At 71.2% G+C, this 21,868-nt stretch carries 22 protein-coding genes and 1 pseudogene; 12 read left to right on the forward strand and 11 right to left on the reverse strand.

The window, feature by feature from the left end; translation table 11 throughout:
* The first annotated feature begins 32 nt into the window (after window positions 1-32).
* Entirely contained in the window at window positions 33-428 is a 396-nt protein-coding gene (locus AC1QRC_RS06600; protein WP_484205987.1) for a DUF2237 family protein, read from the forward strand.
* On the opposite strand, the gene AC1QRC_RS06605 is transcribed toward AC1QRC_RS06600, so the two are convergent.
* Window positions 417-893, reverse strand: a complete 477-nt coding sequence (locus tag AC1QRC_RS06605) for a DUF6194 family protein (protein ID WP_484205988.1) — start codon at window positions 891-893, stop codon at window positions 417-419. The genes AC1QRC_RS06600 and AC1QRC_RS06605 overlap by 12 nt on opposite strands.
* A gap of 57 nt (window positions 894-950) precedes the next feature.
* Here AC1QRC_RS06605 and AC1QRC_RS06610 point away from each other — a divergent pair, with 57 nt between their 5' ends.
* Window positions 951-1,688, forward strand: a complete 738-nt coding sequence (locus AC1QRC_RS06610) for a MerR family transcriptional regulator (protein ID WP_484205989.1) — start codon at window positions 951-953, stop codon at window positions 1,686-1,688.
* Here AC1QRC_RS06610 and AC1QRC_RS06615 read toward each other — a convergent pair.
* The gene (locus tag AC1QRC_RS06615) at window positions 1,637-2,212 is read right to left on the reverse strand and encodes a winged helix-turn-helix domain-containing protein (protein ID WP_484205990.1); all 576 of its coding nucleotides are present in this window, start codon (window positions 2,210-2,212) and stop codon (window positions 1,637-1,639) included. The two genes, AC1QRC_RS06610 and AC1QRC_RS06615, sit on opposite strands and share 52 nt — an antisense overlap.
* 170 nt (window positions 2,213-2,382) lie before the next feature.
* On the opposite strand from AC1QRC_RS06615, the gene rplM reads away from it, so the two are divergent.
* From rplM to AC1QRC_RS06635, 4 genes are all read left to right on the forward strand, one after another.
* Window positions 2,383-2,826 carry a 50S ribosomal protein L13 gene (gene rplM, locus AC1QRC_RS06620; protein WP_484205991.1) on the forward strand — a complete coding sequence of 148 codons (444 nt, stop codon included), beginning with the start codon at window positions 2,383-2,385 and terminating at the stop codon, window positions 2,824-2,826.
* A 51-nt stretch (window positions 2,827-2,877) separates the two neighbouring features.
* On the forward strand, window positions 2,878-3,372 hold the full coding sequence (gene rpsI, locus AC1QRC_RS06625) for a 30S ribosomal protein S9 (RefSeq protein WP_484205992.1): 495 nt from the start codon (window positions 2,878-2,880) through the stop codon (window positions 3,370-3,372).
* Window positions 3,373-3,550: 178 nt separating this feature from the next.
* On the forward strand, window positions 3,551-4,900 hold the full coding sequence (glmM, locus tag AC1QRC_RS06630) for a phosphoglucosamine mutase (RefSeq protein ID WP_484205993.1): 1,350 nt from the start codon (window positions 3,551-3,553) through the stop codon (window positions 4,898-4,900).
* Between the two features lie 3 nt (window positions 4,901-4,903).
* Window positions 4,904-5,863 (forward strand): threonine/serine dehydratase, encoded by a 960-nt coding sequence (locus AC1QRC_RS06635; protein WP_484205994.1) that lies wholly within the window; start codon window positions 4,904-4,906, stop codon window positions 5,861-5,863.
* 33 nt (window positions 5,864-5,896) lie between these two features.
* Here the strand turns inward: AC1QRC_RS06635 and AC1QRC_RS06640 are convergent, their stop codons facing one another.
* Genes AC1QRC_RS06640 through AC1QRC_RS06660 form a run of 5 tightly spaced genes read right to left on the reverse strand, consistent with a single transcriptional unit; the run spans window position 5,897 to window position 12,900 of the window.
* Entirely contained in the window at window positions 5,897-7,243 is a 1,347-nt protein-coding gene (locus AC1QRC_RS06640) for an FUSC family protein (RefSeq protein ID WP_484205995.1), read from the reverse strand.
* 28 nt (window positions 7,244-7,271) lie between these two features.
* Complete coding sequence (gene meaB / locus AC1QRC_RS06645; RefSeq protein WP_484205996.1) at window positions 7,272-8,327, reverse strand: methylmalonyl Co-A mutase-associated GTPase MeaB; 1,056 nt, start codon at window positions 8,325-8,327, stop codon at window positions 7,272-7,274.
* A gap of 4 nt (window positions 8,328-8,331) precedes the next feature.
* A complete protein-coding gene (gene scpA / locus AC1QRC_RS06650; RefSeq protein WP_484205997.1) occupies window positions 8,332-10,518 on the reverse strand; it encodes a methylmalonyl-CoA mutase in 2,187 nt (728 codons plus the stop codon).
* A complete protein-coding gene (locus AC1QRC_RS06655; protein ID WP_484205998.1) occupies window positions 10,515-12,344 on the reverse strand; it encodes a methylmalonyl-CoA mutase family protein in 1,830 nt (609 codons plus the stop codon). The genes scpA and AC1QRC_RS06655 overlap by 4 nt, the downstream gene beginning before the upstream one ends.
* A gap of 28 nt (window positions 12,345-12,372) precedes the next feature.
* Window positions 12,373-12,900, reverse strand: coding sequence for a beta-class carbonic anhydrase (locus AC1QRC_RS06660; protein WP_484205999.1), 528 nt, complete (start codon window positions 12,898-12,900; stop codon window positions 12,373-12,375).
* A gap of 116 nt (window positions 12,901-13,016) precedes the next feature.
* On the opposite strand from AC1QRC_RS06660, the gene AC1QRC_RS06665 reads away from it, so the two are divergent.
* The 4 genes and pseudogenes from AC1QRC_RS06665 to ugpC all read left to right on the forward strand — a co-directional run bounded on the left by AC1QRC_RS06665 (window position 13,017) and on the right by ugpC (window position 17,373).
* The gene (locus tag AC1QRC_RS06665; RefSeq protein WP_484206000.1) at window positions 13,017-14,324 is read left to right on the forward strand and encodes an extracellular solute-binding protein; all 1,308 of its coding nucleotides are present in this window, start codon (window positions 13,017-13,019) and stop codon (window positions 14,322-14,324) included.
* Window positions 14,321-15,263: pseudogene (locus tag AC1QRC_RS06670) on the forward strand (carbohydrate ABC transporter permease). The gene AC1QRC_RS06665 and the pseudogene AC1QRC_RS06670 overlap by 4 nt, the downstream one beginning before the upstream one ends.
* Window position 15,264: 1 nt before the next feature.
* Window positions 15,265-16,104 (forward strand): carbohydrate ABC transporter permease, encoded by an 840-nt coding sequence (locus tag AC1QRC_RS06675; RefSeq protein ID WP_484206001.1) that lies wholly within the window; start codon window positions 15,265-15,267, stop codon window positions 16,102-16,104.
* Window positions 16,105-16,110: 6 nt separating this feature from the next.
* Window positions 16,111-17,373: a sn-glycerol-3-phosphate ABC transporter ATP-binding protein UgpC gene (gene ugpC, locus AC1QRC_RS06680; RefSeq protein WP_484206002.1), complete on the forward strand. Its 1,263-nt coding sequence runs from the start codon at window positions 16,111-16,113 to the stop codon at window positions 17,371-17,373.
* Window positions 17,374-17,380: 7 nt separating this feature from the next.
* On the opposite strand, the gene AC1QRC_RS06685 is transcribed toward ugpC, so the two are convergent.
* Window positions 17,381-18,325 carry a carbohydrate kinase family protein gene (locus tag AC1QRC_RS06685; RefSeq protein ID WP_484206003.1) on the reverse strand — a complete coding sequence of 315 codons (945 nt, stop codon included), beginning with the start codon at window positions 18,323-18,325 and terminating at the stop codon, window positions 17,381-17,383.
* Complete coding sequence (glpX, locus tag AC1QRC_RS06690; RefSeq protein ID WP_484206004.1) at window positions 18,325-19,344, reverse strand: class II fructose-bisphosphatase; 1,020 nt, start codon at window positions 19,342-19,344, stop codon at window positions 18,325-18,327. Before glpX ends, AC1QRC_RS06685 begins: the two co-directional genes overlap by 1 nt.
* 73 nt (window positions 19,345-19,417) lie before the next feature.
* Between glpX and AC1QRC_RS06695 the strand changes: the two genes are divergently transcribed.
* Complete coding sequence (locus AC1QRC_RS06695; protein WP_484206005.1) at window positions 19,418-20,011, forward strand: DUF4245 domain-containing protein; 594 nt, start codon at window positions 19,418-19,420, stop codon at window positions 20,009-20,011.
* A gap of 10 nt (window positions 20,012-20,021) precedes the next feature.
* Here AC1QRC_RS06695 and AC1QRC_RS06700 read toward each other — a convergent pair whose 3' ends face one another.
* Together AC1QRC_RS06700 and AC1QRC_RS06705 are read right to left on the reverse strand one after the other, a co-directional pair.
* On the reverse strand, window positions 20,022-20,558 hold the full coding sequence (locus tag AC1QRC_RS06700; RefSeq protein ID WP_484206006.1) for a GNAT family N-acetyltransferase: 537 nt from the start codon (window positions 20,556-20,558) through the stop codon (window positions 20,022-20,024).
* An 8-nt stretch (window positions 20,559-20,566) separates the two neighbouring features.
* On the reverse strand, window positions 20,567-20,860 hold the full coding sequence (locus AC1QRC_RS06705) for an exodeoxyribonuclease VII small subunit (protein ID WP_484206007.1): 294 nt from the start codon (window positions 20,858-20,860) through the stop codon (window positions 20,567-20,569).
* Window positions 20,861-20,972: 112 nt separating this feature from the next.
* Between AC1QRC_RS06705 and AC1QRC_RS06710 the strand changes: the two genes are divergently transcribed.
* A complete protein-coding gene (locus AC1QRC_RS06710; protein ID WP_484206008.1) occupies window positions 20,973-21,782 on the forward strand; it encodes an MBL fold metallo-hydrolase in 810 nt (269 codons plus the stop codon).
* Window positions 21,783-21,868 lie beyond the last annotated feature (86 nt).

Below are 21,868 nucleotides of genomic sequence, written 5' to 3' on the forward strand. Positions count from 1 at the left end.
CCCGGACCCGTGTGAGCAGGTAGCGTCGGATCATGCCCGGAGAGCAGCGCAACGTGCTGGGTGGCGAGCTGCAGCAGTGCGGCACCGACCCGCTGACTGGTTTCTACCGGGACGGGCACTGCCAGACGTCGGTGGAGGACGTCGGCAGCCACACCATCTGCACCGTCGTGAGCCGGGAGTTCCTGGAGCACCAGCGGTCCGTGGGCAACGACCTGATCACCCCGCGGGCCGAGTACGGCTTCCCGGGACTGCAGCCCGGCGACCGGTGGTGCGTGGTGGCCGCCCGGTGGCTGCAGGCGTGCCAGGCCGGCGCGGCCGCCCCCGTCCTCCTGGCTGCGACGCACGAGTCGGCGCTGGAGGTCGTCCCGCTCCAGCTGTTGCGCAGCTTCGCCGCCGACATCCCCGACGATCCGAGCTCACTCTTCTGAGCGGCGCCGCTCGTGCCGGGCCCGGGCCAACCGGTGCGCCGTCCGGAGCAGCTCGAGCAGGACCTCGCGCGTCGCCGGACCGGGATTCGTCACGGCCAGCCACCCGAGCTCCCCGTACACCGGGTGCGGGAGGACCGCGTCGTCCATCGGGTCCCCCGTGGGGTCGCCGGGCGCCCTGGGTGCGTCCGGCGGGGCGTGGCCCACCTGGTCCCGGTATGCCGTGCTGCCGGCGGCGACGTTGACCCGGAAGGCGCCGGTGCGGTCCAGCCGGGAGGACACGTCCTCGGGGTAGTCCTTGGTCACGATCGTGGCGAACGGCTGTCCCGGCGGGAGCACGCCGTCGGGCGCGACATAGAAGAAGGAGTCGCCCCAGGCGATCTCGGGGGTGCCGTCACCCGGTCGCGGGGTCAGCGTGAGCACCCCACCCAGCCCCGTGACGAAGTCGGTGATCTCCTGGATGTCCATTCCTCCAGCGTCACATTAACGTGCTTGTGGAGACCTGAGGCCCGATATCGTGGTGAAGTGCCCGGTGAAAGTCTCCACCCGATCCTGCGGACGGTCGATGTGGCGCGGAGGACGGGGTACTCGGTCCAGCAGGTCCGCAACCTCGAGCGGGACGGCGCTCTGCCTCCGGCTCCGCGCACCCCTGCGGGCTACCGGGCTTACCACGACGGTCACGTTCGTGCCGGGCTCGCCTACCGCGCGCTGGCCGCCGGGGTCGGCCCGGTCCGTGCCAAGGAGTTGCTCCGCATCGCCCACCGTGCCGCCCCAGAAGTCCTGGCCGAGAGGCTCGACGCCGCCCACGCCGAGCTCGATGCCGAACGGAAGCACCTGGCGCTGGCCGAACGGGCGGTGCTCTCCATCGCCGAGGAGCCGGTCGAGGATCCGCAGCCGTCCGATGCGCTGACGGTCTCCGAGCTCGCGGGGGCTCTCGGCATACCTGCCTCCACCCTGCGGCACTGGGACGCGGAGGGGCTCGTCGTCCCCGGCCGGCACGGCGTGGCCCGGGTCCGGAGCTATGGCCCCGCGGCAGTCCGGGACGCGCGCATCGTGCACCAACTACGACGGGCCGGCTACCGGATCGGTCCGTTGCGCGCCCTGTTGCCCGAGCTGCGCGGTGCGCGGCGGCTGGAGGAGGTGGCGAGCGCGCTGGCCACCCGGCAGCGCGACATCAACTCCCGGTCCGTGGCACTCCTGCGTGCCGCGGGTCACCTGGTGGCGGTGGTCGACGCCGGGTCCAACGGCAGGGCGCAGGTATAGAGCACGACCCGCTTGGCCTGCGGGTTGCCCTGCCCGACCCGGCGGTATCTGCCGAGCACCTCGCTGAGCTCGGCGCGCAGCGCGGTGAGCTGCTCGGCGGTCACCTGCACGAGGTGGTCGTCGAGTCCCGCGACCTGCCACTCCTGCGGCCACTGCGCCCGGCGCTCCAACCAGCCCTGTGCGCGCTCGTGGAAGTGCGACAGGTAGTCCAGAGCCAGCCAGTCCGCCGCCTGGGCGTCCTCCTCGTCGAGCGGCTCCCCGTCGGGGCCGTCGGCGGTCGCGACGTCCCGGTCGGCCGCCCGCCAGACCCGCTGCCTGCCGGCGCCGGTGCCGGTGTCCTCAACGAGGGCGACCTCGGCCAGGCGACGCAGGTGGTAGCTGGTGGCGCCGCTGTTGGTCTCCAGCGCCCGGGCCAGCTGGGTGGCCGTCGCCTGGCCGTGCACCCGGAGCTCGGCGAGCAGGCGGGAGCGCAGCGGATGGGCGAGGACGCGGCGGGCGGGTGCGGACTGCGGGAAGGTGGGCATAGTTGCACAATAGTTGTGCACACTACTGATGCACAACTGTTGTGTGACGTCGCCGATGCCCCTTTGACCAGGGATGATGCCGGATTTGGGGCACCCTGACGGGGGCCCGTAGAATGAATGACTGTTGCTTTCGCAGCACACCATCCGAACGACATACGAAGGTTTGCACTGTGCGCACCTACACCCCCAAGGCCAGCGAGATCACTCGCGCCTGGCACGTCATCGACGCCACGGACGTCGTCCTGGGCCGGCTCGCCTCCCAGGCCGCGATCCTGCTGCGCGGCAAGCACAAGACCACCTACGCGCCGCACGTGGACACCGGTGACTTCGTCATCATCATCAACGCCGAGAAGGTCGCCCTGACCGGCGCCAAGCTTGAGCAGAAGAAGGCCTACCGCCACTCCGGCTACCCCGGTGGCCTGAAGGCCGTCGGCTACGAGCAGCTGCTCGAGAAGCACCCGACGCGTGCGGTCGAGAAGGCCATCCGCGGGATGCTCCCGAAGAACTCGCTGGGCCGCCAGCAGCTGAGCAAGCTGAAGGTCTACGCCGGCGACACCCACCCGCACGCGGCCCAGAAGCCGGTGCCGTTCGAGATCTCGCAGGTTGCGCAGTAAGTCCGCCACGGACTTCGCGGCTAACGAAGAAACAGGAGAGACGTGGCTGATATGAGCGTGAACGAGAACGAGGTCCTGGAGACCGACGAGCCGGAGCTGACTGAGTACACCTCCGAGTCCGAGACCCCCGTCGAGGCGGCCGCCCGCCCGACCGCCTCCGCCCCCGGCGCCGGCACCGGCCGGCGCAAGCAGGCCATCGCTCGGGTCCGGATCGTTCCGGGCAGCGGCGAGTGGAAGATCAACGGGCGCACCCTGGAGGAGTACTTCCCCAACAAGGTGCACCAGCAGATCGTCAACGAGCCCCTCACCGTGCTCGAGCTGGACGGTGCGTATGACGTGCTGGTCCGGGTGCACGGTGGCGGCCCCTCCGGCCAGGCCGGCGCGGTCCGCCTCGGGGTGGCCCGCTCGCTCAACGGGGTGGACGCCGAGCTGAACCGCCCGGCGCTGAAGAAGGCGGGCCTGCTCACCCGCGACGCCCGCGTCCCGGAGCGCAAGAAGGCCGGGCTGAAGAAGGCCCGCAAGGCTCCGCAGTACAGCAAGCGCTGATCCGGCGCCCCCGTCGGGGGCACGGAACGACGACCGACGGCGGTCCCAGGACCTGCACCGCAGGTGCCCGGGGCCGCCGTCGGCGTCTCCGGGAGGCGGGTCGCCCGGCATCCCGCGGCCCTACGGCATACTGCTCCGGTGCCCCTCATGGAAGGGCCCGCACGGAAGGCGAACACAGATGGCACGAATTTTCGGCACCGACGGGGTGCGTGGACTGGCGAACAGGGACGTGACCGCGGAGTTGGCCCTCCAGCTGTCGGTGGCGGTGGCGCACGAGCTGGGCGGGCGCAGCACCTTCGGCGGCGCGCGCGCGATCGCCGTGGTGGGGCGGGATCCCCGGGCCTCCGGCGAGTTCCTCGGGCACTCGGTCATGGCCGGGCTGGCCTCCGCAGGGGTCGATGTCCTCGATGCGGGCGTCCTGCCGACCCCCGCCATCGCCTACCTGACCAAGCGGATGTCGGCGGAGATGGGGGCGGTCCTGTCGGCCTCGCACAACGCGATGCCGGACAACGGCATCAAGTTCCTCGGCGCCGGGGGGCACAAGCTGCCCGACAACGTCGAGGACGCCATCACCGAGCGGATGAGCAACGACTGGGAGCGTCCGACCGGAGCGGGGGTGGGGCGCATCAGGCCGTTCCCGCAGGGCACCGAGTTCTACTTGGAGCACCTGCTCAGGAGCGTCCCGACGCGGCTCGACGGCCTGCACGTCGTGGTCGACGCGGCGCACGGGGCGGCCAGCCACGTGGGGCCGGAGGCGTTCCGCCGGGCGGGGGCGACGGTCGACGTGATCGGGGCCGACCCCAATGGGCTGAACATCAACGACGGCTACGGGTCCACCCACCTGGAGCAGCTGCAGCGCGCCGTCGTCGAGCGGGGCGCGGACCTGGGGTTCGGATTCGACGGGGACGCCGACCGCTGCCTGGCGGTCGATGCCGACGGCGTGGTGGTCGACGGGGACCAGATCATGGCCATCCTCGCCGTGGACCTGCACGAGCGCGGTCGCCTGGCCGATGACACGCTCGTCGCGACCGTGATGAGCAACCTGGGCCTGATCCGCGCGATGGAGCGGCACGGCATCACCGTCAAGCAGACCAAGGTCGGCGACCGCTACGTCCTCGAGGAGATGCGGTCCGGCGGCTTCAGCCTGGGCGGGGAGCAGTCGGGCCACATCATCATGCTGGAGCACGGCACCACGGGCGACGGTGTGCTCACCGCCCTCGCGCTGGCCTCGAGCGTGGTGGCCTCGGCCCAGCCGCTGGGTCGGCTCGCCGCCGTGATGACCCGCCTGCCGCAGGTCCTCGTCAACGTCAAGGACGTCGACAAGGATGCGCTGGACGGGGACGAGCAGGTGCGCGCCGAGGTGGTCGCCGTGGAGCAGGAGCTGGGCCGCGACGGCCGGGTCCTGTTGCGCAAGTCCGGCACCGAGCCGCTGGTGCGCGTCATGGTCGAGGCCGACACCGGCGACCGTGCCCAGCAGTATGCCGACCGGCTGGCCGCGGCGGTCCGCGACCGTCTCGCCCTGGGCTGAGCGGTGCCGCAGGAGTCGCGCCGGGACGGCGTGGGACTGCACCCGGACGACATCCGGGCGGCCCGGGACCGGATCGCGGGCCAGGTCCGACCCGTCGCGCTGACCACCTCGGACCTCGTCCCGGGACTGCACCTGGCGCTGGAGTTCCTGCAGCACACCGGGTCCTTCAAGGCACGCGGAGCGGCCAACTTCATCCGGGCCCACCGGGATGCGGGCAGCCTCCCGGATGCGGGCGTCACGATCGCCTCCGGCGGGAACGCCGGCCTGGCCTGCGCATGGGCGGCCCGTCGCCTCGGGGCGGCTGCCACCGTGTTCTTGCCCGAGACCGCGCCCGCGGTGAAGGTCGCGCGGCTCCGGGCCTACGGGGCGGACGTCCGGTTGGTCGGTGTCGAGTATGCCGAGGCGCTCGCCGCCTGCCAGGACTTCGCCGCCGCGAGCGGGGCGCTGACCTCCCACGCCTACGACGACCCGTTCGTCGCGGCGGGGGCCGGCACGGTCCTGGAGGAGATCCACGACCAGCTGCCGGCGCTGGACACCGTCGTGGTGGCCGTCGGGGGAGGGGGCCTGTTCGCCGGTGTGGCCACCGCTGCCGAACCCCACGGGGTCCGCACCGTGGCGGTGGAGCCGGACCATTGTCGGGCGCTCAACGCGGCCCTCCGTGCCGGGCGCCCCGTCGACGTCCCTGTCGATTCGGTGGCTGCGGACTCCCTCGGGGCGCGGCGCACCTCCGCGATGGCGCTGGCGGCGGTCCGTCGTCCCTCGTCCCGGTCCGTGCTCGTCCCCGACTCCGCGATCGTCCGGGCCCGGCAGCTGCTGTGGGACGAGCACCGGGTCGCCGTCGAGCACGGCGCGGCCACCGCCCTCGCCGCGCTGGTGCACGACGACGGCTACCGGCCTGAGCCGGGGGAGCAGGTTTGCGTGGTGCTTTGCGGCGCGAACACCGACCCCTCCGACCTGGCCTGACAACTCCGGACCCGGGGTGACATGACGCGGCGGTCAGCGCAGGTCGGGCTGCCCGCGATCGCCGTCGGGCGTGGGGTCGCCGTCATCACCCTCCGGGTCAGGCTCGCGGGACGCTGTCGAGGGGGTGCGGATCGGCATGGCGAGGGCGGTGCCGTCCGGGGCGTCGCCCGAGGTGGTGCCGGCAGCTGACGCCGAGGGTGGGGCCGGGTCGGGCGAGGGGCGCTCGCTCGTGCGTTCCTGCCGGGGGCGGATCCGGATCCGGTCGGTGCGTCCGGCGAACCCCTCGAGCGAGCGGATGGCGTCCTGGTGGGACAGGCCGGTCATCCGGAGCAGGTCGACGGCGGCGGAGCGCACCTGCCAGACCATGACGTTGCTGGTGGGTCGCTGCGTGGAGTGCAGTGTCGAGGAGGCGGTGGCGGCCGCGCGCAGGGCGTGCTCGCGCACCACCTCTCCGCTGGTCTGCCCGCCCACCCAGCGCCGCAGCTCACCGACCGCCCGGGCGTACTGGTCGACGGCGGTCACCAGCCGGCCGTCCGGCGGCTCCCCGTGGCGGACCGCGCTGGCGGTGGCCCGGGCCATCGAGCGCCCGGTGGTCAGCAGCAGGTCGAGCCGCTCCACGACCTGCTGTACGGCCCGCAGCCGCCGTCGCTCGCTAAGCCGCCGCCGGCCACGGGACAGTTGCAGGCGCTCCCCGACGGCGAGCAGGGCCTCCTCGATCGAGGTCCGCGCCCCGTCCAGGTCGTCCAGTGTGTCCTGCGCCTCGTGGGCCTTGGGCAGGTCGGCCTCCTCCAGGGCATTGACCATCAGGTACAGCGCCGAGCCGAACCGCTCGAGGGTGTCGCGGGTCCGGTCGACCGCCACCTTGTGGGGATCCGGCGACAGGAACGCGTTGAGCACGATGGCCACGGCCCCGCCGATCATGGCGTCGAAGAGGCGCACCAGCGGGGGCGCGTCCTGGTAGGGAGCGAGCGCGATCACGATCACGGCGGCCACCGCGGCCTGGTTGGCCAGCAACGGACTGGCGCGGAAGGCGACGGCGCCGGTCATCGCCAGGAACACCGCGAGCGAGAGCTGCCACGCCCCGAGCCCCAGGAACCCGACCAGGAGGTCCGCCAGCACCAGCCCGAGCACGACGCCCAGCGTGATCTCGATGGCACGGAGCAGGCGCTCGCCGGCGGCGAGCCCGGTGGAGACGATCGCGGCGATGGGGGCAAACATGGCGTGCTCGGCCGAGAAGACGAGCAGCGCCAGCAGGTAGGCCAGACCGGCCGCCACGGCGGCCAGCAGCAGGGAGGGCAGGTGGGAACGGACCCGACGGGCCATCTGCACCAGGGCACGCCGGGGCCGCCAGCGGAACCACCCGGTCGGCGCCCGGGTCATGTCCGGGTCGTATCTCACCCGGACAAATCTATCGGTCCGGGCCCGACCCGTCGTAGGCCTCGAGGATCAGGTCGGCGGCGCCCACCGCCGTGAGCTCCCCGGCGACGACCTGGGCGCGCACGGCTCCGCGGACCCGCGCCACCTCGGCGTTGCTGGCGAGCCGGGAGTCCAGCTCGTCCCGCACCAGGGCCCAGGCGAACTCCAATTGCTGACTGGCCCGCTTGTCGGCCAGCCCCCGGCGCCCCAGGAACTCCCGGTGCCGGAGGACGCGTCGCCACACCTTCTCCACGCCCGTGCCCTCGAGGGAGGAGCAGGTCAGGACGGGCGGCACCCACGAGCTGGTGCCCGCGTAGACCAGCCGCAGCGCCCCGGCCAGGTCCTTGGCGGTGGACTCCGCCTCGGTCACCCGGTCGCCGTCGGCCTTGTTGACGGCGATGACGTCGGCCAGCTCCAGGATGCCCTTCTTGATCCCCTGGAGCTGGTCTCCCGTGCGGGAGATGGTCAGGAAGAGGAAGGTGTCCACCATCCCCGCGACGGTGACCTCGGACTGGCCCACTCCCACCGTCTCGACGAGCACGACGTCGAAGCCGGCCGCCTCCAGCACGGTGATCGCCTGCGCGGTGGCCCGGGCCACCCCGCCGAGCGTGCCGGCGCTGGGGGAGGGACGGATGTATGCCGAGGGGCTGGCCGATAGCCGGGACATCCGGGTCTTGTCCCCCAGCACGGAGCCGCCGGTCCGGACGCTGGAGGGGTCGACCGCGAGGACTCCGACGGTGTGGCCCTGCTCGATCAGCCAGCTGCCCAGCCACTCGATGAAGGTCGACTTGCCGACCCCGGGCACACCGGAGATCCCGACCCTGACGGCGCCTCCGGCGTGCGGGGTGAGCTCGGCGATGAGGTCACGCGCGGCACGGCGGTGGTCGGTGCGGCTGGACTCCACGAGGGTGATCGCCCGTGCCAGTGCGGTCCGGTTGCCGGCCACGACGTCGCGGGCCAGTGGGGCGGTGTCCAGCGGGGTCTTCCGCGCGGCCCCGGCTGGTGCCGGGGGCTCCTGGCGTGCCGCGGGCTCCTGGTGGGTGGCCATCCGGTCAGTGCCCGAGGTCGGCGCGGAGCCGTTCGAGGAGGGACAGGGCGCTCGTGGCGATGACGGTGCCGGGCAGGAACACCTCGGCGGCGCCCATCTCCCGCAGCGTGGCCACGTCGTCGGGAGGGATCACCCCGCCGATGACCACCATGATGTCCTCCCGGCCTAGCTCGGCCAGCGCGGTGCGCAGGGCGGGGAGCAGGGTGAGGTGGCCGGCTGCCAGCGACGAGACCCCGACCACGTGCACGTCGGCGTCGACCGCCTGCTGCGCGACCTCCTCCGGGGTGGAAAACAGTGGCCCCACGTCGACGTCGAAGCCCATGTCGGCAAACGCGGTGACGATGACCTTCTGACCGCGGTCGTGCCCGTCCTGGCCCATCTTGGCCACCAGGATGCGGGGGCGGCGACCCTCCGCGCGCTCGAACTCCTCGGTGGCCGCCACCACCTGCTCGACGTTGCCGGCCCCACCGGCCTCCTGTCGGTACACCCCCGAGATGGTACGGATCACCGCGCGGTGCCGGCCCCACGCCTTCTCCAGGGCGTCGGAGATCTCACCGACGGTCGCCTTGGCCCGGGCGGCATCGACCGCCAGGGCGAGCAGGTTGCCCTCCAGCGAGCCGTCGCCGCCACCACCCTGCTCGGCGCTGCGGGTCAACGCCTGCAACGCCGCCCCCACCTGCTCGCCGTCCCGCTCCTCCCGGAGGCGTTCCAACTTGGCCAGCTGGGCGGCATACACCGCGTCGTTGTCCACCTTGAGCACCTCGAAGGGCTCCTCGTCGTCCACCTGGTAGGTGTTGACGCCGATCACCGCCTGCGCGCCGGAATCGATCCGCGCCTGGGTGCGGGCGGCCGCCTCCTCGATGCGCATCTTGGGGATGCCCTCCTCGATGGCCTTGGTCATCCCGCCGGCGCGCTCCACCTCCTGGATGTGCTCCCACGCCCGGTTGGCCAGGTCGTGGGTGAGCCGCTCCACGTAGTAGGAGCCGCCCCACGGATCGATGATCCCGGTGGTGCCGGTCTCCTGCTGGATCAGCAACTGGGTGTTGCGGGCGATCCGGGCGCTGAAGTCGGTCGGCAGCGCGATCGCCTCGTCCAGCGCGTTGGTGTGCAACGACTGGGTGTGTCCCTGGGTGGCGGCCATGGCCTCGATCGCGGTGCGCTGCACGTTGTTGAAGACGTCCTGGGCGGTGAGCGACCACCCGGAGGTCTGGCAGTGCGTGCGCAGGGACCGTGACTTCGGGTTCTGCGGGTCGAAGTCGGAGACGAGCCGGGACCAGATCGCCCGCGCGGCGCGCATCTTGGCGACCTCCATGAAGAAGTTCATCCCGATCGCCCAGAAGAAGGAGAGCCGCGGGGCGAACGCGTCGATGGCCAGGCCGGCGTCCAGCCCCGCCCGGATGTACTCCACCCCGTCGGCGAGGGTGTAGGCCAGCTCCAGGTCTGCCGTGGCCCCGGCCTCCTGGATGTGGTAGCCAGAGATCGAGATCGAGTTGAACCGTGGCATCCTCGCGGCCGTGAAGGAGAAGATGTCGCTGATGATCCGCATCGACGGGGCCGGCGGATAGATGTAGGTGTTGCGGACCATGAACTCCTTGAGGATGTCGTTCTGGATGGTCCCGGACAGCTGCTCGGGGGAGACCCCCTGCTCCTCGGCCGCCACGATGTAGAGCGCGAGCACCGGGAGCACGGCGCCGTTCATGGTCATCGACACACTCATCTGGTCCAGCGGGATGCCGTCGAACAGGGTGCGGGTGTCGTAGATGGAGTCGATCGCCACCCCGGCCATGCCGACGTCGCCGCGCACGCGTGGATGGTCGGAGTCGTAGCCGCGGTGCGTGGCCAGGTCGAAGGCCACCGACAGCCCCTTCTGGCCGGCCGCCAGGTTGCGCCGGTAGAAGGCGTTGGACTCCTCCGCGGTGGAGAACCCGGCGTACTGGCGGATCGTCCAGGGTTGCGTGGTGTACATCGCCGGGTAGGGGCCACGCAGGAACGGTGCCAACCCGGGGTAGGTGTCCAGCGCGTCCAGGCCGGTCAGGTCCTCGGCGGTGTAGAGCGGCGGCACCTCGATCCCCTCGGGGGCGCTCCAGGGCTGGCTGCCGGCCACGGCCTGCTCGTATGCGGACCGGTCGGGCTCGGTGGGGTGCTGGGGGTTCAGCGGGAACCCGGCGAAGGACCTCGGGATGTTCCTCATCGTGCCTCCTCCGTCCGGGGGTCGGCGGTGAGCCGCTCGCGGGTGCGCTGTAGAAAGGCCAGGGCGTCCAGCCCCGCGGCGGCGTGGTCGTCCACGTCGACGCCTGCCACCGGTCGACCGGCCAGGACTACCCAGGTGGCCCCGGCGTCGCGCAGGGCCGCGACCAGGTCGGCCCCCCACTCGGCATACGCATCGTCGGTCCCGGCGAGACACACGACAGGCTGCCCCCGGTACGCGGCGAGGACGTCCTCCACCCCGGTCGTGGCGCCGGCCGGGGCGGCGGTGATGCCACCGGCTGCCAGCACGTTGCCCACGAAGGTGGCGCGGGCGGTGTGCTGGGCGACGCTGCCCATCGTTGCCAGGAAGGCCGGCCGGGGCGGCGGGGCGTCACGCAGCGCCTCGAACGCCGCGCCGTAACGGACCACCTCCCGCGGGACGGGGTAGGGACGCCGCTGCGGGAGGGTCTCGGCCGCCTGCGGGAACTCGGAGAGACCGGTGAGGGGACGCTGGCGGCGGGCCACCTGCTCGTCGCGGGCGGCGGTGGTCGCGGCGACGCGGTCGTCCCACGAGCCGTCGTGCAGCACGTGCAGGATGCCTCCCGCCTGCTCGATCTCGCCGAACAACCGCCACGCGGCGTGGGCGAGGTCGTCGGTGAGGCGCTCGACCGCCGGTGCGCCGCCGGCCGGGTCGGTGACGGTGCCGACGTGGGACTCGTGGATGAGCAGGCTGGAGGTGTTGCGGGCGATCCGCCTGCTGAACGACTCGGGCAGGCCGAGGGCCTCGTCGAAGGGCAGGACGGTCACGGCGTCAGCGCCACCGACCCCTGCGGCGAACGCGGCGACCGTGGTGCGCAGCATGTTCACGTAGGGGTCGTAGCGGGTCATCATCGGCCGTGAGGTCACGGCGTGCTGGGCCTGCCCGCGGTGCTCCGCCGGGACATGGCTCAGCTCGAGTACGCGGGACCAGAGCCTGCGGGCGGCGCGCAGCTTGGCGATCGTCGGGAACTGCTCGGCGGTCGCGGCGTAGCGGAACTCCATCAGCCCGGCCGCCGTCGTCGGGTCGTGACCGGCCCGCGCCAACAGGCGCAGGTAGGTCGCCCCGGCCGCCATCGTGTAGGCCAACTCCTGCACGTCGGAGGCTCCGCGGTCGTGCACGCCCGTGCCGTCGACGACGACGGCACGCAGCCCCTCGCGGACGGCCAGGTCGGCGATGTCGCGCACGACCTCGCGGGTCATCGGCTCGGGGGCGCGCTGGCCGATCGGGTTGGCCCCGAGATTGGTGCCGGGCGCCGGGCGCACCCTGCGGTGCACCAGGGCCTCGACGAACGCCGAGGCGGCCACCACCGGCCGCTCGGGGGCGTCCAGCACCACCGGGGCGAGGTCGAGGAGCACCGGCTCCAGCACCTGGGGCAGGTCCTCCGGGGCTATCCCCCCGGTGCCGACGGAGAGCCACAGCGAGTTCACGCCGTTCTCCAGGTCGGTCAGCACGTGCCGGGCCGTCAACTCGGCATCGGGGTCCTCGAACCTGGCCCGGATGTCCCACGCCCCGAACTCCCGGAAGGGCAGGCGCCCCCGGGTGTAGGGGGCCTGGCCGGGGAGCCCGGGGTCCGGCACTCCGGCGGCACCCTCCGGGGTCCCCAGGGGGAGCACGCCGATGCCGTCCAGGGTCGTGGCGGTCAGGGCCGACCACACCTCGGTGTCCGCCGCGTCGGGTCCGAGCCGCCCGGTCTTGCGCAGCACCGCCGCGACGGCCCGCTCCCAGTCCTCCCGGTCGGCGTCGGCGCCCGGGGCGAGGGGCAGACGTTCGGCAGGCGACGGCGAAGGCATGGTCCGATCGTAGGGGTCGCGGGGGCGCCTACGCCTGCCGGGTGACCAGCCCGGTGTCCACGTCGTAGAGGAACCCGCCGACCTCCACGGAGTCCGGGATCAGCGGGTGCGACTCCACGATGTGCACGTCGGACCGCAGCGCCGCGAGTTGGTCGGTGACCACCCGGAACCGCTGCCACGAGACGTCCACCCCGGCGGACTCCCCGACCCTGGCCTGGAGCTCCTCCTCGGATGCGGAGGCCATCGCGCACCGGGTGTGGGGCACCACGAGGACCCGCCGTACCCCCAGCAGGTGGACCCCGAGCACGAGCGCCTCCATCGCCTGTTCGGTGACCCGGCCACCGGGGTTGCGGAAGATCTTGGCGTCCCCGTGCTGCAACCCCAGCATCGCCAACGGCTCGATCCGGGAGTCCATACACGTCACGACGGCCACCCCGGCGTGGGCGATGCCGTCGAAGCCACTCTGGGCGAACTGTTCGGCATACCGTCGGTTGGCGGCGAGGAGGTCGGCGAACCCCGCGTCCGTGGTCGGCGGGGCGGGGCGTTCTGGGGACATGAACCCAGGGTAATCGCGACATGACGCCCGGGGGTCCTAGCGTTGTCGGCCGAACGGGTGTTGGATGAGATCACGAGCGTGCCCGCGCACGCACGGATCTGCCGAAGGAGCCAGATGTGAACAGACGCAGAAGCCGACCCCGGATCGCAGCGGCGCTGTGCGCTGTTGCCGGACTTGCCGGGGTGACGGCCTGTGGCGGCGGCGACTCGGGCACTGCCACGCTGAACTGGTACATCAACCCCGATGGCCAGGACACGCTGACCGAGATCGCGCAACGGTGCAGCACCGACCAGTACGACGTCGTGATCCAACTTCTCCCCGCCAGCGCCACCGACCAGCGCACCCAACTGGCCCGCCGCCTGGCCGCCGGAGACAGCTCGACCGACCTGATGAGCCTGGACCCCGTCTTCGTGGCCGAGTTCGCCAACGCTGGCTGGCTCGAGCAGTTCCCGGACGAGGCCGCCTCACGGGTGGTCGACGACGACGTGCTTGAGGGCGCTGCGGAGACGGTCCGGTGGGACGACGGCATCTATGCCGCTCCGCAGTGGGCCAACACGCAGGTGCTCTGGTACCGCAAGTCCCTGGCCGAGGCGGCCGGGCTCGACATGGAGCAGCCCGTCACCTGGGACCAGGTCATCGACGCCGCGGCCGACAACAACGGCACGGTCGGGGTGCAGGCCAACCGGTACGAGGCCTACACGGTGTGGATCAACGCCATGGTGCTCGGTGCCGGCGGCGAGATCATCTCCAACACCGAGGCCGGTCGCGACGCCGAGGTCCAGATCGACTCCGACGCCGGGAGGTCTGCGGCGGAGATCATCGCCAAGCTCGCCGACTCCCCGGCCCGGCAGCCGGACTTCACGGTGTCCAACGAGGGCACCAGCCTGGGCCGGATGTACCCGGCAGACCCCGAGGGCCAGGGTGGCGCCGGTCAGTTCATGGTCAATTGGACCTTCGTCTACAAGAACTACGAGGGCTCGGTCAGCGAGGAGGAGTTCGAGGACCTCGGCTGGGCCCGCTACCCGCAGACCGTGGAGGGCGAGGATTCCCGCCCGCCGATCGGTGGCATCGACATCGGTGTGGGTGCTTTCTCGGCCAACACCGAGTTTGCGCTGGAGGCCGCCGAGTGCATCACCGACGTCGAGGCCCAGACCGCGCTCGCGGTCAACGACGGACTGATGCCGGCGCGGCAGTCGGCCTATGAGTCCCAGGAGCTGCAGGAGGCCTACGACCCGAGCCTGCTGGAGCTGTACCAGGTCAGCATCGACGAGGGCGGGCCGCGGCCCAAGAGCGCGTTCTACAGCCAGATCTCCTCGGCCGTGCAGTCCGTCTGGCACTCGCCGACCTCGGTGAATCCTGACTCCACCCCCGAGGAGTCGGCGACGTTCCTGAGGGACATCCTCGACGGAAGGAGGCTGTTGTGAGCGTCACCTCAGCACCCCCTGCAGGTCGGCACGCACAGGGTCGCGCGGCCCTGTCCGACCGGGCCCGCGCGGAGAACCGCCTGGGTATCCGCCTGGTGGCACCAGTCGTCGCGCTGATGCTCCTGGTGACGGCGTTCCCGATGCTCCGGGCGCTCTACCTGTCGTTCACCAACTTCAGCCTCACCGCCCCGGACGACAGCGAGTTCGTCGGCCTGGCGAACTACTGGACCGCGCTGACCGACCCGTTGTTCTGGCAGGTCACCGCCAACACCGTGTTCATCATGGTGGTCACGGTCGCCGTCGAGCTGGTCATCGGCTTCGCGTTCGCCATGGTGATGCACCGGGTGGTGTTCGCCCGTGGAGTCATCCGCACCTCCATCCTGATCCCCTACGGGATCATCACCGTCGTCTCCGGCTTCGCTTGGCAGTTCGCGTTCAGCAACTCCAACGGCTTCGTCAACGCCTGGATCCCGTTCATGGAGGACGGTTTCAACTGGTTCGGCCAGTACGGCTCGGCGATCTCGGCGATCATGGTCTCGGAGATCTGGAAGACGACCCCGTTCATGTCGCTGCTGCTGCTGGCCGGTCTGGCCAACATCTCCGAGGACATGCTCGAGGCGGCCAAGGTCGACGGGGCCAGTTGGATGGCAACGCCTGACCCGGGTGATCCTGCCCAACATGCGGGCCGCGATCATGGTCGCGATCCTGTTCCGGGCGCTGGACGCCTACCGGATCTTCGACAACATCTTTGTGATGACGGCGGGAGCGCAAGGCACCGAGTCGGTGTCCTTCCTGACCTACAGGCAGGTGATCGAGCAGTTCCAGCTCGGCCTTGGATCGGCCCTCTCGGTCCTGCTGTTCCTCTCGGTCCTGGTGGTGGCGTTCATCATCGTCAAACTCTTCCGAGTCGATCTCGGCGCGGCGCGACAGGAGTCCTGAGATGTCTACCAAGAACCGTATCGGCGTGGTCATCGGCGCACTGCTCATCCTCACGTGGTGCCTGCTCCCGGTGGCCTGGATCATCTCCCTGTCGTTCAAGTCGCAGGAGGCCATCACCACCGGTAGTCCCGGGTTCCTGCCGTCGTCCGGCGGGTTCGCCGGCTGGCAGAACTACGCGGACGTCATCGCCGACGACCAGTTCCGCCGGGCGATCTTCAACTCCATCGGAATCTCGCTGATCGCGACCGTGGCCTCCGTCGCCCTGGCAACGCTGGCTGCCTATGCGATCGCCCGCCTGGAGTTCAAGGGCAAGAAGTTCGTGCTGACCACCGCCCTGGTGATCGCCATGTTCCCGGTGGTGTCCCTGGTGGGCCCGCTGTTCGACATGTGGCGCACCCTGGGGATCTACGACACCTGGCTCGGGTTGATCATCCCGTACATGTCGTTCACCCTGCCGCTGGCGATCTGGACCCTGTCGGCCTTCTTCCGCGAGATCCCGTGGGAGATGGAGCAGGCGGCCCAGGTCGACGGGGCGACATCGTGGCAGGCGTTCCGCAAGGTCATCGTGCCGCTGGCAGCGCCCGGTGTGTTCACGGCGGCGATCCTGACCTTCTTCTTCGCCTGGAACGACTTCGTCTTCGGCATCTCGCTCACCTCGACCGAGACCGCACGACCGATCCCCGCGGCGTTGTCGTTCTTCGTCGGCGACGACCCGTTCAACCGTCCCGCCTCGCTCCTGGCAGCGGGTGCGGTCGTCTCGACGATCCCGATCATCATCATCGTCCTGCTGTTCCAGCGCAAGATCGTCGCCGGCCTGACCTCCGGCGCAGTGAAGGGTTGATGCCACATGGCTTCCATCGAAATGAAGAACATCGTGAAGCGGTACGGCGACGGCTTCCCCGCGGTCAACGACGTCAGCATCGACGTCGGTGACGGGGAGTTCGTGATCCTGGTCGGGCCCTCCGGCTGCGGCAAGTCGACCCTGCTGCGGATGATCGTCGGGCTGGAGGACATCACCGACGGCGACATGGTCATCGGTGGGAAGCGGGTCAACGACCTGGCCCCGCGCGACCGCAACCTGTCGATGGTGTTCCAGAACTACGCGCTCTACCCGCACCTGTCGGTGTTCGAGAACATCGCGTTCCCGCTCCGGCTGTCGAAGGGCAAGTTCACCGAGGACGAGATCACCTCCCGGGTGAAGCGGGCCTCGCAGATGTTGGAGCTCAACGACCACCTGGAGCGCAAGCCGGCCAACCTCTCCGGTGGTCAGCGCCAGCGGGTGGCGATGGGCCGGGCCATCGTCCGGGAGGCCGACGCCTTCCTGTTCGATGAGCCGCTGTCCAACCTGGACGCCAAGCTGCGCGGTCAGATGCGCACCGAGATCTCCCGGATGCAGCGACGGCTGGGCACGACGACGATCTATGTCACCCACGACCAGACCGAGGCGATGACCCTCGGCGACCGGGTCGCGGTGCTGAAGAAGGGCGTGCTCCAGCAGTGCGCCTCGCCCCGCGAGCTCTACGAGCAGCCGATCAACCTGTTCGTCGCCGGCTTCATCGGCTCGCCGCCGATGAACTTCCTGCCGGCCCGGGTGGAAGAGGGGAAGCTGGTGCTGCCCTTCTGTGAGGTGAGCTTCGGGCCCGACTTCGCCGCGAAGGTCAAGGGCAAGGACCTGGTCATTGTCGGCATCCGGCCGGAGTACATCAAGGACAGCAAGGTCAACCCGCCCGGTGACAACGCGGTCGGGTTCGAGGCGACGGTGGACGTCACGGAGTGGCTGGGCAACGAGCAGTACGCCTACGTCCCCTTCGAGTCCGACCCCTCGGTCCAGGCCAAGCTGGACGAGTTGGACCGCGACCTCGACGGAGAGGGGATGCGCACCCAGATGGTGGTCAACCTCGACGCCCGGTCTCGCATCCTGGAGGGCGACAGCGCCACCTTCCACTTCGACCCGTTGCTGATGCACGTGTTCGACCCGGAGAGCGGCGACAACCTCACCCGCAACGAGGAGGAGGCGGCCCGCATCTCGCAGGAGAGCGAGGAGGAGCGCAAGCGGGCGCTTGAGCGGGCCCGTCGGCTGGACCAGGAGGCCAAGGAAGAGGCCAGCTGACCCACGACTACCGGGCGGTGATCCCCAACTCGGAGCGGGTCGGTGCTGCGGCACCGGCCCGCTCCACCGTGAAGGTGGCGCAGGCCACGGCCCGGTGCACCGCGGGCAGGATCTCCTCGAGGGACGCCTCGCGCAGCCGGGTGCGGGCGTCCGGCCCGCCGAGCAGGTCGGCGTCCAGGAGTCCGGAGACCAACCCCGTCATGAACGAGTCACCGGCGCCGACCGTGTCGACGACGTCGACGGGCCGCCCGGGCTCCTCGTGGTCGGAGTCGGTCGCGGTGAGGTGGATGAGCGCGCCGTCGCCGCCCCTGGTGACCACGACCACGGCGGGGCCCAGCAACCCCCACAGGTGGACGACCTCGGGCAGCGGCGCCCCGGCATACAGCCACTCGATGTCCTCCGAGCTGGCCTTGACGATGTCGGCGCGGCCGATGCACTCCTCGATCCGGCCGCGGACCTCGTGCGGCTCGCCCATCAGGGTCGGTCGCAGGTTCGGGTCGTAAGACACGGTCGCGCTCTCGCGGGCCCGGCTCATCAGGTCGAACACGGCCGACCCGCCGGGCTCCACGGTGGCGGCGAGCGACCCGGCGTGCACGTGGCCGGTCCCGGCCAGGTCGACCGCCGGGACCTCCCAGGTCAGGTCGAAGACGTAGGTCGCGCCCCCGGCTCCGCCCTCGGCGTCCAGCCGGGCCGTCGCGGTGGAGGTCCGGTCGGCCGCGTCGCTGCCGGGGACCAGCGTGACGCCCCGCTCGCCCAGGTGCTCGGCGATCCGGGCGCCGCGCTCGTCGGCTCCGATGTGGGTGGCCAGACGCACCGGGTGGTCGAGCGTGGACAGGCCGACCGCGACGTTGGCAGGGGAACCCCCGACGTGTTCGCGGGCCGGTCCCTCGGAGGGCTCCACGATGTCGATGAGGGCCTCGCCGATCACCAGGACGCGGTCGGCGGTGGCCATCAGGCGCCACCCTGACCGGCGAGGGCCGCGACCTTGTCCAGCTTGTGGTGCGCCTCGATCATCCGGATCGTGCCCGACTTCGAGCGCATCACCAGCGAGTTGGTGATTGCGATGCCCGACCCGTAGCGGACCCCCCGCAGCAGCTCGCCGCTGGTGATGCCGGTGGCCACGAAGAAGCAGTTGTCACCGGTGACCAGGTCGTCGGTGGACAGCACGCGGTCCAGGTCGTGGCCGGCGTCGATCGCGCCCTGGCGCTCCTCGTCGTCCTTGGGCCACAACTTGCCCTGGATCACCCCGCCGAGCGCCTTGATCGCGCACGCGGTGATGATGCCCTCGGGGGTGCCGCCGATGCCCAGCAACAGGTCGACGCCGGACTCCTCGCGGGCGGCCGCGATGCCACCGGCGACGTCACCGTCGGTGATGAAGCGCAGCCGTGCCCCCGCGTCCCGGACCTCCTGGGCCAGGTCCTCATGCCGCGGCCGGTCCAGCATGATGACGGTGACGTCCTCTAGGCTCTTGCGCTTGGCCTTGGCCACGCGGCGGACGTTCTCCGCGACCGGGAGCCGGATGTCCACCACGTCGGCGGCCTCGGGGCCGGTGACCAGTTTGTCCATGTAGAACACCGCGCTGGGGTCATACATGGTGCCGCGCTCGGAGACCGCCATCACCGAGATCGCGTTGTCCATTCCCTTGGCTGTCAGCGTGGTGCCGTCGATCGGGTCGACCGCGACATCCACCCCGGGGCCGGAGCCGTCGCCCACCTGTTCGCCGTTGAACAGCATGGGCGCCTCGTCCTTCTCGCCCTCGCCGATGACGACGACGCCGTCCATGGCCACGCGGGAGATCACGCTGCGCATCGCCTCGACGGCGGCGCCGTCGGCACGGTTCTTGTCCCCGAGGCCGACCCAGCGGCCAGCGGCCAGGGCTGCGGCCTCGGTCACCCGGACCAGTTCCAGGGCCAGGTTGCGGTCGGGGATGACCGCTTCACGCTTGGCGGGGCGGGGCTGGTCGGCTGCCATCGGTCTCCTCCGGGTGGGTGCGACGTTGCTGAGCCCTGACGATACCGCCCGGAGGGGATGGGACGATGGGGGAGTGAGCACACCGCAGGACACCGGGCCCCAGGCCGCGCCTCCCCAGGACAAGCGGATGCAGCGGCTGCTGTCCTATTCGACCAAGAACATGATCTACTCCCTGGTCGCCGTCTTTGCGCTCGCCTTCGGGGTCTGGGCCCTGATGCCCGGCGATCGGGGTGTGACGGCCCGGGACACCAATGTCACCAGTGTCGCCTCGTATGCCGTGGAGCAGGTGGACTGGCCGGTGCACGTCCCGGTGGACCTGGGTGAGGACTGGCAGGTCACCACGGTGCTCTTCCAGGAGATCGCCGGCCAGCAGACCTGGCGCCTGGGCGTCGCCACGCCCACCGACGGCTACCTCGCGCTGTCCACGACCGACGACGCGGGCGAGGCCTGGCTCGACATGACCACGGGTGAGACCGGGGAGTTGGGAGAGCTGGTGCTCGACGGTCCGGACGGCGAGCAGACCTGGCAGCACAGGGCGGGCAACGCCTTGACCTCCCTGGTCCTGGCGCCCGAGGGGGACCGGACCAGCACCACGGTGGTGCACGGCACGGCGAGCGACGCCGAGCTGGTGGAGTTCGTGGAGCACCTGGGCGAGTTCGGCGACTGAGCCCGGGAGATCACCACGCCAGCGGGAGCGGGTCACCGACAGGGGCGGGATCGGTGCGCAACCGCCCGTAGGTGAGCACGTCGACCCGCTCGCCCGCGACCAGGAACTTGGCCCGCTCGAGCCCCTCCTGCACGAAGCCAGCGCGGCGCGCCACCGCGCCCGACTCCGGGTTGTTGGCCCGGTGCCCGAGTTCGAGGCGTTCCAGACCTCCCGCACCCAGGGCCCAGGTCGCCACGGTCGCCGCGGCCCGCGAGGTGAGACCGCGACCCCGCTGGTCCTCGCGCATCCAGTACCAGAACCAGCCGGTCAGGTTGTCACGGTCGATCGGGGCCACCCCCACGCAGCCGACCATGGTGCCGTCGAGGTCCACCGCGAGGACGACCCGGTCCTCCTCCGCACCCGGCAGCATCCGCGACACCCACGCCCGGGCCTCGGCCTCGGTGGTCACCTGCCCCTGTCGGTCCATCCCGCTGCCGCCGAACGCCTCGAGGACAGCCGGTGCGTCCGTCTCGACGACGGGCCGCAGTCGTGGGGAGGCCGAGCCCATGGGGTTGCTCAGGACTGCTCCTCGTCCTCGGTCTGGTCCCCCTCGGCACTGTCTTCCTGCTCGCCGGAGACGTCCCGCCCCTCGCCGGTCGCGGTGTCCAACCGGCCCTGAGCCTGGTCGAGTTTGGCCTGGCAGTGGGACGCGAGCGCCTCGCCCCGCTCCCACAGGGTCATCGACTCCTCCAGCGGGGCGTCGCCGCTCTCGATCCGGGCGACGATCCGGACGAGCTCGTCGCGGGCCTGCTCGTAGGTCAGGTCAGAGACGTCGGTCCCGGCGGTGGGCTGCTCGGTCTGTTCGGCCATCCCCGCAGCCTAACCGCAGAGAAAATACCGGGCACCGCGACGCTCGGGAACGTAGCGTCGGATCAGGACCCTGCCACCCAGAGACGCCGTGCGCGTCCCCACCGGAGGAACCATGAAGATCTGTGCCACCTGCGCCGTCGAGCACGCCGAGCCGCTCCCGGACGTCTGCGCGGTCTGCGCCGACGAGCGCCAGTGGGTGCCCGCCACTGGCCAACGCTGGACCGACCTGTCCGAGCAGTCCGCCCAGGGCGCCAGCCTGCGTTGGGAGGAGACCGAGCCTGGTTTGGTGGGGATCACCGTCGAGCCCGGTGTCGGGATCAACCAGACCTCCCAACTGGTGACGACCACCGCCGGTTCGTTGCTGTGGGACCCGACCGGCTACCTCGACGACGCCACCGTCGCCAGGGTCCGCGAGCGGGGGCCGGTGCTGGCGATCGCCGCCAGCCACCCGCACATGTTCGGGGTCCAGGTCGAGTGGGCCCGCGCGCTCGATGCCCCGGTCCTGGTCAACGAGGCGGACCAGGAGTGGGTGGCGCGGCCCGATCCGGTCATCGAGTACTGGTCTGGCGCCCGTGAGATCGCCCAGGGTCTGACGCTGATCCAGGTGGGCGGCCACTTCCCGGGAAGCACAGTGGCGCACTGGGCCGACGGCGCCGACGGGCGCGGAGTGCTCCTGGCCGGGGATTCGGTCTTCCCCAATCCCGACCGGAGCTCGGTGGGCTTCCTGCGCAGCTACCCCAACAAGATCCCGCTCTCGGGCGGGGTCGTCGAGCGGCTCGCGACCCAGTTGGGCGCGCTGGAGTTCGACCGGATCATCGGCAACTTCGGCAACCCGATCGACGCCGGCGCCCAGGAGGTGCTGCGTCGCTCGGCGGACCGGCACATCGGCTGGGCGCGCGGCGACTTCGACCACCTGACCTGACCACCCGCAGCCTCTGCGACGCCCGCGGTGGGCGGCGCCCACAGTGCGGCACCGCGAGCCGGCTCAGTCTCGCGTGGAATCTGAAG

Source organism: Ornithinicoccus sp. (assembly GCF_057176825.1).

Bases quoted from the DNA above. Each gene is read 5' to 3' on its own strand.
- AC1QRC_RS06600 (WP_484205987.1), top strand. From the start codon at position 33: ATGCCCGGAGAGCAGCGCAACGTGCTGGGTGGCGAGCTGCAGCAGTGC.
- AC1QRC_RS06605 (WP_484205988.1), bottom strand. From the start codon at position 893: ATGGACATCCAGGAGATCACCGACTTCGTCACGGGGCTGGGTGGGGTG.
- AC1QRC_RS06615 (WP_484205990.1), bottom strand. From the start codon at position 2,212: ATGCCCACCTTCCCGCAGTCCGCACCCGCCCGCCGCGTCCTCGCCCAT.
- rpsI (WP_484205992.1), top strand. From the start codon at position 2,878: ATGAGCGTGAACGAGAACGAGGTCCTGGAGACCGACGAGCCGGAGCTG.
- glmM (WP_484205993.1), top strand. From the start codon at position 3,551: ATGGCACGAATTTTCGGCACCGACGGGGTGCGTGGACTGGCGAACAGG.
- AC1QRC_RS06640 (WP_484205995.1), bottom strand. From the start codon at position 7,243: ATGACCCGGGCGCCGACCGGGTGGTTCCGCTGGCGGCCCCGGCGTGCC.
- meaB (WP_484205996.1), bottom strand. From the start codon at position 8,327: ATGGCCACCCACCAGGAGCCCGCGGCACGCCAGGAGCCCCCGGCACCA.
- scpA (WP_484205997.1), bottom strand. From the start codon at position 10,518: ATGAGGAACATCCCGAGGTCCTTCGCCGGGTTCCCGCTGAACCCCCAG.
- AC1QRC_RS06655 (WP_484205998.1), bottom strand. From the start codon at position 12,344: ATGCCTTCGCCGTCGCCTGCCGAACGTCTGCCCCTCGCCCCGGGCGCC.
- AC1QRC_RS06660 (WP_484205999.1), bottom strand. From the start codon at position 12,900: ATGTCCCCAGAACGCCCCGCCCCGCCGACCACGGACGCGGGGTTCGCC.
- AC1QRC_RS06675 (WP_484206001.1), top strand. From the start codon at position 15,265: ATGTCTACCAAGAACCGTATCGGCGTGGTCATCGGCGCACTGCTCATC.
- ugpC (WP_484206002.1), top strand. From the start codon at position 16,111: ATGGCTTCCATCGAAATGAAGAACATCGTGAAGCGGTACGGCGACGGC.
- AC1QRC_RS06685 (WP_484206003.1), bottom strand. From the start codon at position 18,325: ATGGCCACCGCCGACCGCGTCCTGGTGATCGGCGAGGCCCTCATCGAC.
- glpX (WP_484206004.1), bottom strand. From the start codon at position 19,344: ATGGCAGCCGACCAGCCCCGCCCCGCCAAGCGTGAAGCGGTCATCCCC.
- AC1QRC_RS06700 (WP_484206006.1), bottom strand. From the start codon at position 20,558: ATGGGCTCGGCCTCCCCACGACTGCGGCCCGTCGTCGAGACGGACGCA.
- AC1QRC_RS06705 (WP_484206007.1), bottom strand. From the start codon at position 20,860: ATGGCCGAACAGACCGAGCAGCCCACCGCCGGGACCGACGTCTCTGAC.
- AC1QRC_RS06710 (WP_484206008.1), top strand. From the start codon at position 20,973: ATGAAGATCTGTGCCACCTGCGCCGTCGAGCACGCCGAGCCGCTCCCG.